We start from the raw sequence: 12,543 nt of genomic DNA, 5'->3' as shown, positions 1-12,543 counted from the left end.
GCACTGAGCGGGACCTGTTCACCATGCACGAGCTCCGGCACGGAAGACGGATACCGCCGGCCCCTTACTGCGTCGCCTCAAGAAACGCGTCGGCCATCGCGGCCACCGCCTCCGGCCACTCCCGTCCCAAGGCGGCCACGCTCCGGCGCCAGTCGCCCTCGCGCAAGGCGCGTGCTAGGAGCGGCCGGGCCTGTGCGGGCTCCAGCTTCCGGGCCACGTCGACGAGGACCAAGGCCCTCTGCGCGGGGACCGGCACGCTCTCGGCGAGGGCCACGGCCGCGTCCGGGTCTCCGGAGACGGCCATCGCGACCGCGACCTCGCCGACGAAGTCGTACCAATCGTCGGGCTCGCCCCCTCGTGCCGCCACCCCGAGCAGCTCGCGCGCCGCCGCGGCGTCGCCTTCGCGCGCCGCCGTGGCCGCGAGCAGCGACATGGTGCGCCGCCGCCAGCCGGGCGACTGCATCGTGCGCGCGAGCCGCGCGGTCTCCAGCCGGTCCCCCCGCGCCGCCGCGGTGTGGATGCGCACCGTCGTGGGGAGGTCTCGTGCGTACGGGTGCAGGAGCGGGCGCGCGATCCGCTCGGCCCGGTTGTGGACCCCGGCCCGAACGAGCGCCTCGGCAAGCCGCAGCAGCGCTTCGTCGAGGGCGTTGGACGGCGTCGCATCGGCGGCCGCCGCCTCCGCCAGGTCCGCGAGCCGTTCCAACTGCGCGCGATCGTCGTGCGGCGTCGCCATCACCAGAGCCCGCCAGCCGCTCACCTGCGCGGCGGGGTGCTTCACCGCCGCCAGCAGCGCCTCGGCACGCCGCGGCGAACCGGCCGCGTGCAGCGCCTGAGCGAGTCGGCTCAACTGGTACGCAGCCGAGTCCGAGCCGGAAGAATCGGTCCTCGCGGCGACGAGGGCCTTCGCGGCGAACGCCGTGACATGTGCCGGACGCTTCGCGCGCCCGGCCGCGGCGACGAGGGCCGTGAGACACGCGGCCCGCACCGTCGGCTGCGCCTCGCGTAGGAGCTGGGCCGCCGTCTGGAGTGCCGCCGACCCGTAGAGGGCCTCCACCAGCTCGGGCAGAGCGTTGGTGTACGAGGGTTCCTCGGCGAGCCGGCTGTCCGCCGTGCCCGCCCGCTGCACCAGGGCACCGGCGCGCGCCTTGTCACCGGCGACCATGAGGCCACGCAGTAGAGCGGCCAGGGACCGGGCCTCCTCGCCACCGTCCAAGGAGCGTGCCTCTCGCTCCGCCTCGGCGGCCAGCTCCGCCGCCTCGCGGCGCTCGCCGGCCTCGGCGAGCGCCAGGGCCAGCCCCGCCAGCCCCTCTGCCCGGCGCCGCGGCGAGCGGAGCGTGCGGGCCGCGGCCAGGGCCTGCGCCAGGCGACCCTCGGCGCGCAGCGCGTGCACCATGAACAGCAGCAGTACGTCCCGTGCGACGGCACTGTCGCCGGACCGGACGAGAGCCGCGGCGCGGACGTACAGCCCCTGGCGCACCGCCACCTCGATGAGGTGGCGTGCCGTCTCCTGGGCGGTGTAGGAGGGGAGGGTTCGCATCAGCTCCTCGGCGCGGTCGTACGCGCCGGCCTGAGCGAGCGCCTTCGCGAGCTCGGACAGCGCGAACGACGCTGCGTGACGCCTCTGGAGGGTGCGCGCCGTCGCCTCGGCGCGGTCGGTGAGACGGCTCACCTCCGCCGGTCCTCCCGCCGCCGCGGCCCTCTCCACCAGGTAGGTCCACTGTCGTACGCGCGACGAGGGCTCCGGCTCGGAGCCGACGACGGCGCACGCGCGCGTCCAGAGCCGGGTGGCCCGGGCCCGCTCCTCCGCCCCGGCGGTGCTCCGCACCACAGCGTCAGCCGCGATCGCCGCGAGCTGCTGCAGCCCCGTGTTCCGCAGGATCGGCTCACGGATCCGGTCCACGATCGCCTCGGCGCGGTCGTACCGGCCGGCCCTGGCCAGTTCGACGGCCACCTGCTTCAGGGACCGCTCCCTCAGGAAGGGATCCGGCAGGGCGGCGGCGGTGGCCTCGGCCGTCGCGTACCGGCCCGCCGCGGCCTGGGCCCCCACCACGGACTCGAGTGCGAAGGCCCGGGACCGCGTCGTGAGGGAGGCGGCGACCCGCTCGGTCTCCTCGACGCGGCCCTGCCGGCCCCACACGTCCGCCACACTCCGCCAGGCGTCCTCCCGGTCCTCGGGCCGGACCACCGTGGCGATCAGGGTCCGGAGCGGCGCGTCCTGTCCGGTTCGCGCCAGCGCCTCGACGCAGGCGCCGGCGGCGCCGCGGCGCAGCGCCGCATCCGTGATCGAGCCGACCACCACTGCCGCCTCGTCCACCAGCCCGGTCACGGCCAGCGCGGCCGCGAGGCCGACCGACGCCTCGCCCCGGAGATGGGGGTTGATGATGCCTCCGGCCGTCGCGCTCACCCGGTCGGCGAGCCGTACGGCGCGCGCCCGGTCTCCGGCGCGGGCCGCCCGCTCCACGAGGTCCGTCAGCAGTGCGGCCCGGGTGCGCGGCTCCGGGGCCGCAGCGGCCAACGCCTCCGCTCGGGCGAAGTCGCCGAGTACCGCCCACGCGCTGGGCAACGCCGCCGGCAGAGCCGCGTTGCGCGCGCCCAGCATGCCGTGATGGACCGCCAGCACGCCCAGCGCCGACAGGTCGGGCGTCTCCTGGACGAGGGCCGCGTCCTGGGCGGCGCCGATCTCGGCCAGCGCCGCCGCGTCCCCTCCGGTGTGGGCGAGCAGCCGTGCGTGGCGGGCGCGGTCGGTGGCGCAGGTCACCAGCTCCGTCGTCATGCTGTTGTCGGCGAGCATGGCGGTGTATCCGCGCAGCAGGTAGCCGGGGGTGTCCGCCGGCCAGCCGCGCCGGCGGTACGTATCCGCCCAGGCGCACAACCGCTGCCGGTACGCGCCGAGCTGGGACCCGAGGAAGCGGCTCGCCGCGGCCTGGAGTTCCTCGTGCGCCAGCAGGTACGCGTCCGGGGCGGCACCGTCGGCCGCGTTCACCACGGCGCTCGCGGCAGCCCTGCGTCGGGTGAAGGCGCGGGCCGTCACCGTCTCGAGGTGCTCGTCGACGAGCCACCGGTCAAGGCCCGTCAGCTCCGCGAGATCGGCCGCCCGCAGCCCGCCACCGGACGCGGTGACGAGCCCCAACAGGTCCCGTTCCGCCGGGGAACCATGCAACAGCCGCTTGAGATCCCGTTCGGCATCCCGGCGTACCACCTGGGCGTGCGGCGACATGGCGAGCTCCCGGATGAGGGCGTCCCCGTTCCGTAGCGGATGATCGTCCGGCACGTCGGCCGCGAGCGGTGGATCGGGACGGCTCGCGACGACGACCCGCAGTCCGTGTGGCAGCGTGGCCGGCAGGAGCGCGGCGATGCTGTGGACCTCCGGCCCCGGCGCGGCGCCGCGGTCCTCGTCGAGCCCGTCGACGAGAAGGACCAACCGCTCCCCGCGCTCCTCGCACAGTGCCGCGGCGTCCGTGAGCTGGGCGATGAGGTGCGGGCCGCGCGTGGCCTCGGAGAGATACGCCGGCAGCGGCCGGTCGAGCAGATCGGCCAGCTGCTCCAGCACGACGTCGGTGAAGCCGGTCCGGTCGGCGTGGCCGGCGAAGCGCCCGGTGACGAAGAAGCTCACCACTCGTGTGCCCGCCGGCGGGCGCAGGGCGAACCACGCCATCAGGGCCGACTTGCCCGCCCACGCGGGTGCCCGCCACCATAAGTAGCCGGTGTTTCCGGGATCCGTGCAGAAAGCCGCGAGCTCCTCCAACTCCGCTTGACGGCCGAGCAGTTCGGCGGGTGCGATGGTCCGCACCTGGTGCAGATAGGCGGAGCGGACCGGCGCCCCCACGGTGACGAAGACGTTCGTCTGGACGCCGCCGTCGCCGATCTGCACTCCTCGCGCGTGCGAGGCGTCGATGCGCACGTCGGGCCCTGGCCGGCCGAACCGCTGGGGGCCGTCGGGCGCGCCGGCCGGCGGAGGGGCCGCGACGCCGGTCAAGAGAACGTGTTCGTCTGCGTGTTGTGGTCCCCGACCTGCACCCCTTTGGCCTGGTCGGCGTGCACCTCGTAGCGCGCCGGTCGTGCGTCGGCCCCGTCCGCCCGCTCCAGCAGGAGCCGGGCGGCGGCGAGCACGACCTCGTCCCGGTCCGCGCCGACCTCCACCAGTCGCTCCCGCAACCGCGCTTCCCACAGCCCCGGTTCGACCTCCTCGGCCTCCAGCAGCTCCCGCGTCTCCGAGTCCTCCCGACCGTCCTCCGCCACCCGGCGAAGCCGCAGCGCCTCCCGGAGACCGGCATACGCGTCCCGAACCGCACTGCCGGCCGACTCCGTGACACCCGCGGCGGCACCGGTGGCCAATGCCGCCAGGATCAGCTCGACACCTGTCATGTCCTTCTCCTTCCGCGGGGAGCGTTCCCTCACTCCGAGCAACGACCCGACCGGGCGTCCGGGCACGCGCGGTGCCCCGCCGCGCCGCGAATCCCGCTTCTTCGGGAACCTGCGTGAGAAACGCGCCGATCCTGAACCGGAAACGCGTCGTCCCCCTTTCTACCCCCCGTATGCGCTCCCCCGTATGCGCTCACCCAAGGACCGCGTTCCGACCTGGGGCGGCGGTGGCGTGGTCTGCGTCGCTGCCCCGCGGCTCCGGCCGCTGGGACGCCGGGCCGCATGAGCGCGACCTCCCACGCCGCCGCCCGCGTCCACGCGCGCACCGGCGGCCCCAAGGACGACGGACCCGATGTCCTCCAGCACGTCCTCGGCTGGACCCTGGTCGTCGTCCTCGCCGTGTTCGTCACCCGGGCCGGCCTGATGTGAGCCGGCCCGGGCCTCCGACGGCGAGCTCCTACGTCCGGGGGACGTCCTTCACGAACACGAGGCCGTCGCTGTCCGCGAGGTGGGCCGGGTCCAGCGGGGCGTAGCCGAACCACGGCGACACGCGCGGCGCGGGCAGGGCGTCACCCAGGGCGGTGGCCAGCCGTCGCGCGTCGACCAGGCAGCGGTCCTCCGGCAGCGCGTACAGGAGCCCCTCGACCGTGTCCGGCGGGGGCACGTCCACGCCCTGGTGCCGGATCGTGCCGAGAGCCGTGGCCACGAAGCGGTACTCCGTGCCGAGCCCGGCGCTCACCAGCGCGCCCGCACTCCACCACTCCAGCGGCGCCCCGCCCATCCGCATCGTGCTCTTCTCCCGCTGGAGGTGGGAGTTGTGGGCGTGGACGAGCACGGGGCCGCGGGCGGCGAGGGCGAGCAGGTTCTCGGCCATCATCTGGCCCCGCACGCCCACCAGCCGGGTCAGACGCGCGGGCGAGGTGTCGGCCATCCAGTAGTGGTAGCGCAGCAGACCGAGGGCGGTGCGCCCGTACAGGCGCGCCCGGTCCCAGTCGTCCCGTGACGTCGCCGCCACCAGGTGCGGCGACTGCGCGTCGAGCAGCGCCGCGAGCTCGTCGGCGAGCAGCCTCAGTTCCCCGGCCTCGGCCGACCGGCCCACGGACCGGGACGGGTCCCGCATCGCGGCCGGCTCCGTCCACCGGTCGTCCGTGCCCAGGAGACGGTCGAGGGTCTCCGCGGTGCAGGGCAGCAGGGCGGGGTCGCCATGTGCCGCGAGGTAGTCGTGCAGCGCGGTGAGGACCTGCCGCGGGCTCGCCGCGGCGGTGATCTCCAGCGGGCCGTCGAAACCCGCGAAGCGGAGGCGGTCGGACGCGGGACGGCCCTCGTTGAAGGCCCGCATCCATCGCACGAGCTCGCGGTTGGCCGCCGAGCCGCCCCAGCCGTGGCTGATCCCGCGCTCCACGACCTCGTCGAGCTCGCCTGCACCGGAGGTGACGTGATCGTCCACGAGGAGGCCGGCCACGCAGTCGCTCTCGATCGCGATCGTCCGGTAGCCCTCCTGCTGCACGAGCTCCCGGAAGAGCTCGTTGCGCAGGTCGAGCAGGGTGTCCTCGCCGTGGGTGGGCTCGCCCAGGGCGAGCAGCCGCGGCCGGGTCGGGAGGAGAGCCATGACGCCGGCGGCGTCGACGGGGCGGGTGGTCTCCCCGACGCTCTTCTCACGCGGTGCGTCCAGCGTTCGCCCACGCGTTTCCTGGAGTGCTTCCTCGACGGTCGCGTTGACGGTTGCCGTGACGGTTGCGTTGACGGTTTCCGGGATGTGAGTCGCCATGCCTTCAACCGTATCGTTGAAGCTTCGGTGGAAACTTTTGCGCGATGGATCGCTATATGGTGGGGCTCCATGGGGAGAAACCTTCAAAGCAGTGGTCGGCTGCTCCGGCCGGTCGACCTGGCGCGTGGGCACGGACTGTCCACGCAGGCGGTCCGGAACTACGAGGCCGCAGGGATCCTGCCGGCGGCCGCGCGTACCCCCCACGGCTACCGCACCTACACCCCGTTGCACGCCAAGGCCCTCGGCGCCTTCCTCGCCCTGCTGCCCGGCCACGGCCACCCGACGGCCACGGCGATCATGCGCGCGGTCAACGAGGGAGCCGTCGAAGAGGCGTTCCGCCTCATCGACGAGAGCCACGCCCAGCTCCTCGACGACCGCCGCACCCTCCAGGCCGTGGAGAGCGCCCTGCGTGACCTGGGGCCGGGCACGGAGACCGAGCCGGAGGGGGCGTCCGGCACCGGTGACACCTTCGTCGGGCCGCTGGCCGCGAAGCTCGGCATCCGGCCCGCGACGCTGCGCACCTGGGAACGCGCCGGTCTGGTGCGCCCGCGCCGCGACCCGCGCACCGGCTACCGCGTCTATGACGCGGCCGCCGTACGGGACGCCCGCCTCGCCCACCAGCTCAGGCGCGGCGGCTACCTGCTCGAGCAGATCGCCCCGCTGATCGAACACGTACGGTCGGCCGGCGGGCTCGAACCACTGGACGCCGCCCTCCACGACTGGCAAGCCCGCCTTTCCGCCCGCGCCCGCGCGATGCTGACGGGGGCCGCGGAACTGGAGTCGTACCTCCGCGAGCGGGACACCCCTTGAGTCTGGCTCTGCCCAGCGGCTCTACTGGCCTACTCGGGCTTCCCGGCCTTCCCGGGCTTCCCGGGCTCTCCGGCCTGCCGGGTCCCTCCGCTCTCCCTGGCCTCCCCACCCATCCTGGCCTCCCCACCCATCCTGGCCTCCCCACCCATCCTGGCCTCCTCGCCCTTCCTGCTCCTCCCGGCCTCCCGCTCACCCCGGCCTCCCGTCCCGTCCGCTCCCGTGTGAGGCGGGCCCGCCGAACGGGCATACTCCTCCCGCCACGGCCGCCCGCCGCGCCTCCGCGCGCCCGAGGCGGGGCAGCATCGGCGCAGTGACCGACCCCGAGAGGGAGGAGTGCCGCCGCATGCCCGACCACGCCCAGCCGCAGCCCGTGGAACGCCGGCTGCCCACCGAGGAGGCCCGGGAGCTGCTCGCCCTGGTCCGGGAGATCGCCGAGCGCGAGATCGTGCCCCGTGCCGCCGAAGAGGAGGCCGCCGGGCACTTCCCCCGGGAGCTCTTCTCGCTGCTCTCCGCCTCCGGGCTGCTCGGACTGCCGTACGACTCCGCGTACGGCGGCGGCGACCAGCCGTACACCGTCTACCTCCAGGTCCTGGAGGAGCTGGCCGCCGCCAGGCTCACCGTGGCGCTCGGCGTCAGCGTGCACAGCCTGTCCTGCCACGCCCTCGCCGCCTTCGGCAGCGAGGAGCAGCGGGCTGCCCATCTGCCGTCGATGCTCGGCGGCGGACTGCTCGGGGCGTACTGCCTCTCCGAACCGTCCTCCGGCTCCGACGCCGCCGCCCTGCGCACCCGGGCCGTCCGGGACGGCGAAAGCTGGGTCATCGACGGTACCAAGGCGTGGATCACCCACGGCGGGATCGCCGACTTCTACACCGTCATGGCCCGCACCGGCGGCGGGGGCCCGAAGGGCATCACGGCCTTCCTGGTGCCCGGCGACGCGCCGGGGCTCGGTGCCGCCGCGCCCGAGCGGAAGATGGGCATGAAGGGCTCGCCCACGGCGCAGGTGCACCTGGACGGCGTCCGCGTGTCCGACGCGCGGCGGATCGGCGCGGAGGGGCGGGGCTTCACCATCGCCCTGGCCGCGCTCGACTCAGGGCGGCTCGGCATCGCCGCCTGCGCGGTGGGCGTGGCGCAGGCAGCGCTCGACGCGGCCGTGGCCTACGCGCGGGAACGCCGCCAGTTCGGCCGGCCGATCGCCGACTTCCAGGGCCTGCGCTTCCTGCTCGCCGACATGGCCACCCAGGTCGAGGCGGGCCGGGCCCTGTACCTGGAGGCCGCCCGGCTGCGCGACGAAGGCCGGCCGTTCGGCAAGCAGGCGGCCATGGCGAAGCTGTTCTGCTCGGACGCGGCGATGCGGGTCACGACGGACGCGGTGCAGGTGCTCGGCGGCTACGGCTACACCGCGGACTTTCCCGTCGAGCGCTTCCTGCGGGAGGCGAAGGTGCTGCAGATCGTCGAGGGCACCAACCAGATCCAGCGGGTGGTCATCGCGCGCCACCTTGCCGGACCAGAGTCCCGTTGACGCGTACGGTTCGGTCGGCCCAGACCGGGCCCGCGGCCAGGCGGCTCCACTCCTGGTCGCGGTGGCCCGGCAGCGTCCTGCCGTGGCTGGCCCAGAGGTCGAGCACCGCCCGGTAGATGGGCGGGTCGGCGGGGTGCGGCGTGGTGGCCGGTGGGGGCGCGGGCGTGGGTGCCGGAGAGTGTGCGGGCACGGGGCTTGGCGCGGGAACCGGCATGGGGGCGGGAATCGGCACGGGAGCGGGAATCGCCTGCTGAACCGATTCTTCAAAGTGCGGCTCGGGCTGTCGATGCCGGCCGTATCCGCTGGGTGTCGTATACAGCGTGGTCATGCCCAGCCCAACGCTCCGGCCCGGCGCCCGGTCACCGCCGAAGGCCGTCGAGCGGAAGTTCGACGCGTCCCCGGGCCCGCGCGCCGCCTTCCCTCCCCGCACGACTCTGGCCCCCGGCGCGGATCCTGACGTACCGTCAGTTCCCACTCGCCGCCGAGGAGGTAACACGTGTCAGACGACCGGCCGGTCCCGCTCGACGAATACCCCGTGCACCAGGCGCCGCTCTCCATGAAGCACCACGTCAGCGGCGACCGGAACGCCTACGACCGGTGCATCTTCCACGTCTTCGACCATCAGGGCCGTGCCCTGCTCATCGCGGGGCTCGGCGTGTACCCCAACACCGGGGTGGTCGACGCCTACGCGACGCTGCGCACCGGCGACCGGCTGCACGCCGTCCGAGCCTCCGACGCCCTCGGCGACGACCGGATGAACCTCTCCGTCGGCCCCCTGCGGATCACCGTCGACCAGCCGCTCCGGCAGCTCACGCTGCACTGCGACCCCGACCCGGGCGACCCCGACGGGCTCTCCTTCGACCTCACCTGGACCGGTGACTTCCCGGCCGTCTGGGAGCCGCACCACACCCAGCGCCGTGGCGACCGGCTCACCCTGGAGGGCCGTCGCTTCGTCCAGGCCGGCCACGCCGTCGGCGCCATCCGGGCGGGCGGCGAGGAGTTCGCCGTCACGGCGGGGGAGTGGACCGGGACCCGCGACCGCAGCTGGGGCGTACGCCCGCTGCCCGGCGAGGAGCCGGGCCGCGCCGAGGAGTTCCGGCCCGAGGGCTTCCACTGGCTCTGGATACCGATGCGCTTCGAGGACCGGTTCCTCATGGTCATCGCCCAGGAGGACGCCGACGGCTACCGCACCCTCAACGAGGCCCTGCTGGTGCGGAATGGGCGGCGGGACACCCAACTCGGCTGGCCCCGGACCGACATCACGTACCGCCCCGGTACGCGCGAGCCCGAACGGGCCGTCGTCCACCTCACCGACCCGGCCGGCAAGGCCCTGGAGATCGGCGTGGAGATCCTCGCCTCCTCCCCGCTCGCCGTCGGCGCAGGCTACCCGCCCGCCTCCGACTGGCAGCACGGCAGCTGGCAGGGCCGCGGCTGGACCGACCGCCGTGTCTACGACCTGTCCGACCCGGCCTCCCACCCGCTCGCCGCCTACGGCGTCACCGACCACGCCGCCCGCTTCACCCTCGACGGGCGCACCGGCCACGGCATCTTCGAGCACGGCTCCTTCGGCCGCCACGACCCCAGCGGCTTCGCCGACCACACGTCCACGGCCCCGTAGGGCCGAACCACACGGGCGTCAGCCCCGTAGCGCCGGACCACACGGGCGTCAGCCCCGTAAATCCGACCACCCGGGCGCCGGCCCCGTAGTGCGGGACCACACGTGCGTCAGCCCCGTAGAGCCGACCGCACGGGCGCGCCCTCCGTAGACCCGACCCCACGTCCCCACGTCCCCACGCCCGCAGCCCCGCAGAGGAGACCCGATGGCGACGGCGCCCCGGCCCCGTACCACCACCCGCGATCCCGAGGAGCTGGGCCGCCGGCTCGGTGCCTGGCTGGCCGGGCGGCTGCCCGGCGCCCGGGTCACCGGTCTCGCCGTGCCCGGATCCAACGGGATGTCCAGCGAGACCCTGCTCTTCGACCTGGAGCACCCGGAGGCGCCGGTCCGCGGCTGCGCGCTCCGGCTCGCGGCCGACCCCGACGCGTACACCGTCTTCCCGGTGTACGACATGGCGCGTCAGCACCGGGTGATGCGCCTGGTCGGCGAGCACACCGACGTGCCCGTGCCGCGGGTGCTGTGGCTCGAGGAGGACCCGGGTCCGTTGGGCGCGCCCTTCTTCGTGATGGCCCGCGCCGAGGGACGGGTGCCGCCGGACGTGATGCCGTACACGTACGAGGGGAACTGGCTGCACGCGGCGAGCGACGCCGAACGGGCCGTCCTGGAGGCCGAGTCGGTCGGCGTGCTCGCCCGGCTGCACGACCAGTTCCCGGCGAAGGAGGCCGAGTTCCTGCTGCCCGAGGGCGAGGGCAGCCCGCTGCGCCGGCATGTCGACGCCCAACGCGCCTACTACGCCTGGGTGGTGGACGGGCTCGCGCCCTCGCCGCTGATCGAGTCCGCCTTCGACTGGCTCGAGGCGCACTGGCCCGCCGACGAGGGTCCCGCCGTGCTCAGCTGGGGCGACGCGAGGATCGGGAACATCGTCTACGACGGGTTCACGCCGGCCGCGGTGCTCGACTGGGAGATGGCGGCCTGCGCGCCGCGCGAGGTCGACCTCGGCTGGACCGTCTATCTGCACCGCTTCTTCCAGGACCTCACGGTGAGCTTCGGCCAGCCCGGGCTGCCGGACTTCCTGCGCCGCGACGCGATCGAACGGCGGTACGCCGAACTGACCGGGCACACACCCCGGGACATGGAGTTCCACACCCTGTACGCGGCACTGCGGCACGCGATCGTGATGCTGCGGATCGCGTACCGGCAGGCGTACTTCGGAGAGGTCCGGGTGCCCGCGAACGCCGCGGACGTGGACGGCCTGATCCTGCACCACGCCACGCTCGCGGCGATGGTGCAGGGGCGCTACTGGTGAGCGGGGCCGGCTCGTGCCGTGTCAGGCGGCGCGGCGCAGCTGGGCCGGCTTGATCGGGCGCGAGCCCGGGCCGCCCACGTGCGAGAACGGCTGCATCCGCCAGTCCAGGCCCTGAGGCAGCGTCAGGAGCAGGGCGGTGTCCTGCTCCTGCGCCTCCAGGGTGTCGTCGGCGGGGCCGGCGGCGGCCGCGGGCCGGCCGGTGCCGGTGCACACCGTCAGGACGAAGGGGTTCCACGGCGTCGGGCAGAGCGCGTGCTCCGGCAGGACGTCCTCGTCCGCGAGCAGCGCGATCGGCTGCTCGCAGTCCGGGCAGATCACCCGGTACATCTCAAAGGTGTCGTAGGCGTCGAGCTCGTCGGCGGTCTCGACGGAATCAACAGGCTCCTGCATGGAGAATCTCCCCCTCGGACGGGTCGGCCGGATCTGAGTGGCCTCGACCACAGCAAGCAATTCCCATGCGGCCCCCCGCATAACCGTGAGGTCACGCCCGAGAAGCCGGTATGCCTGTGGTGTTCGTCACATGCCCGGCGTAAGTGCCCCGCAGATGCGCCGGAGATGCCGCGAAAAGCGCCCCGCGCGCCGGTCCGGGCGCCCCGGCGCCGGCGCACGAGCCGCCCCGGCTGTGCCCCGGGACCGCCGGGGCAATAGGGTCACCGCATGGAGGAGCTGGATCGTCAGATCGTCGAGTTGCTCGTCAAGGACGGGCGCATGAGCTACACCGACCTGGGCAAGGCCACCGGCCTGTCCACCTCGGCCGTGCATCAGCGCGTCCGCCGTCTTGAACAGCGCGGCGTCATCCGCGGCTATGCCGCCGTCGTCGACCCGGAGGCCGTCGGCCTGCCGCTCACCGCCTTCATCTCGGTGAAACCCTTCGACCCCAGCGCCCCCGACGACACCCCGGACCGGCTCGCGGACATCCCCGAGATCGAGGCCTGCCACAGCGTCGCGGGCGAGGAGAACTACATCCTCAAGGTGCGCGTCGCCACCCCGCTGGAGCTGGAGCACCTGCTCAGCCGCATCCGCTCGCAGGCGCACGTCTCCAGCCGCACCACGGTGGTCCTCTCCACCCCGTACGAGTCCAGGCCGCCGCGCGTCTAGGCCGGCCCTTCCGGATCCTGGCCGGGTCCGCGGCCTGTCCGGCCCGACCCGGAAGAGGTCTGCCC

General features: G+C 74.2%; 10 protein-coding genes. 6 read left to right on the top strand and 4 right to left on the bottom strand.

Annotation, left to right across the window (positions count from 1 at the left end):
- Positions 1-64: 64 nt before the first annotated feature.
- Both ACFY8W_RS31050 and ACFY8W_RS31045 read right to left on the bottom strand, forming a co-directional pair.
- The gene (locus ACFY8W_RS31050) at positions 65-3,901 is read right to left on the bottom strand and encodes a hypothetical protein (protein WP_391112396.1); all 3,837 of its coding nucleotides are present in this window, start codon (positions 3,899-3,901) and stop codon (positions 65-67) included.
- 71 nt (positions 3,902-3,972) lie between these two features.
- Positions 3,973-4,365, bottom strand: a complete 393-nt coding sequence (locus tag ACFY8W_RS31045) for a hypothetical protein (protein WP_391112394.1) — start codon at positions 4,363-4,365, stop codon at positions 3,973-3,975.
- Between the two features lie 279 nt (positions 4,366-4,644).
- On the opposite strand from ACFY8W_RS31045, the gene ACFY8W_RS31040 reads away from it, so the two are divergent.
- Positions 4,645-4,791 carry an SCO1431 family membrane protein gene (locus ACFY8W_RS31040; RefSeq protein WP_391112391.1) on the top strand — a complete coding sequence of 49 codons (147 nt, stop codon included), beginning with the start codon at positions 4,645-4,647 and terminating at the stop codon, positions 4,789-4,791.
- A 28-nt stretch (positions 4,792-4,819) separates the two neighbouring features.
- On the opposite strand, the gene ACFY8W_RS31035 is transcribed toward ACFY8W_RS31040, so the two are convergent.
- Positions 4,820-5,971: an erythromycin esterase family protein gene (locus ACFY8W_RS31035; RefSeq protein ID WP_391113348.1), complete on the bottom strand. Its 1,152-nt coding sequence runs from the start codon at positions 5,969-5,971 to the stop codon at positions 4,820-4,822.
- Positions 5,972-6,199: 228 nt separating this feature from the next.
- On the opposite strand from ACFY8W_RS31035, the gene ACFY8W_RS31030 reads away from it, so the two are divergent.
- The 4 genes from ACFY8W_RS31030 (at position 6,200) to ACFY8W_RS31015 (ending at position 11,380) form a co-directional block, all read left to right on the top strand.
- Entirely contained in the window at positions 6,200-6,940 is a 741-nt protein-coding gene (locus tag ACFY8W_RS31030) for a MerR family transcriptional regulator (protein WP_391112389.1), read from the top strand.
- 343 nt (positions 6,941-7,283) lie between these two features.
- A complete protein-coding gene (locus tag ACFY8W_RS31025; RefSeq protein ID WP_391113345.1) occupies positions 7,284-8,459 on the top strand; it encodes an acyl-CoA dehydrogenase family protein in 1,176 nt (391 codons plus the stop codon).
- A gap of 496 nt (positions 8,460-8,955) precedes the next feature.
- Positions 8,956-10,077, top strand: coding sequence for a hypothetical protein (locus ACFY8W_RS31020; protein WP_391112386.1), 1,122 nt, complete (start codon positions 8,956-8,958; stop codon positions 10,075-10,077).
- 202 nt (positions 10,078-10,279) lie between these two features.
- A complete protein-coding gene (locus tag ACFY8W_RS31015) occupies positions 10,280-11,380 on the top strand; it encodes a phosphotransferase (protein WP_391112384.1) in 1,101 nt (366 codons plus the stop codon).
- Positions 11,381-11,401: 21 nt separating this feature from the next.
- Here ACFY8W_RS31015 and ACFY8W_RS31010 read toward each other — a convergent pair whose 3' ends face one another.
- A complete protein-coding gene (locus tag ACFY8W_RS31010; RefSeq protein WP_391112381.1) occupies positions 11,402-11,770 on the bottom strand; it encodes a hypothetical protein in 369 nt (122 codons plus the stop codon).
- A gap of 267 nt (positions 11,771-12,037) precedes the next feature.
- Here ACFY8W_RS31010 and ACFY8W_RS31005 point away from each other — a divergent pair, with 267 nt between their 5' ends.
- Entirely contained in the window at positions 12,038-12,478 is a 441-nt protein-coding gene (locus ACFY8W_RS31005) for an Lrp/AsnC family transcriptional regulator (protein ID WP_329418887.1), read from the top strand.
- The last annotated feature ends 65 nt before the right edge of the window (positions 12,479-12,543 follow it).

This window comes from Streptomyces sp. NPDC012637 (assembly GCF_042954805.1).
Classification (GTDB): domain Bacteria; phylum Actinomycetota; class Actinomycetes; order Streptomycetales; family Streptomycetaceae; genus Streptomyces.
The sequence above is the reverse complement of the archived record's forward strand: the minus strand, read 5'-3'. Positions and strand labels throughout refer to the sequence as shown.

Excerpts from the sequence above, each read along its gene's own strand:
- ACFY8W_RS31025 (WP_391113345.1), top strand. The coding sequence starts at position 7,284 with ATGCCCGACCACGCCCAGCCGCAGCCCGTGGAACGCCGGCTGCCCACC.
- ACFY8W_RS31040 (WP_391112391.1), top strand. The coding sequence starts at position 4,645 with ATGAGCGCGACCTCCCACGCCGCCGCCCGCGTCCACGCGCGCACCGGC.
- ACFY8W_RS31045 (WP_391112394.1), bottom strand. The coding sequence starts at position 4,365 with ATGACAGGTGTCGAGCTGATCCTGGCGGCATTGGCCACCGGTGCCGCC.
- ACFY8W_RS31005 (WP_329418887.1), top strand. The coding sequence starts at position 12,038 with ATGGAGGAGCTGGATCGTCAGATCGTCGAGTTGCTCGTCAAGGACGGG.
- ACFY8W_RS31030 (WP_391112389.1), top strand. The coding sequence starts at position 6,200 with ATGGGGAGAAACCTTCAAAGCAGTGGTCGGCTGCTCCGGCCGGTCGAC.
- ACFY8W_RS31015 (WP_391112384.1), top strand. The coding sequence starts at position 10,280 with ATGGCGACGGCGCCCCGGCCCCGTACCACCACCCGCGATCCCGAGGAG.
- ACFY8W_RS31035 (WP_391113348.1), bottom strand. The coding sequence starts at position 5,971 with ATGGCTCTCCTCCCGACCCGGCCGCGGCTGCTCGCCCTGGGCGAGCCC.
- ACFY8W_RS31010 (WP_391112381.1), bottom strand. The coding sequence starts at position 11,770 with ATGCAGGAGCCTGTTGATTCCGTCGAGACCGCCGACGAGCTCGACGCC.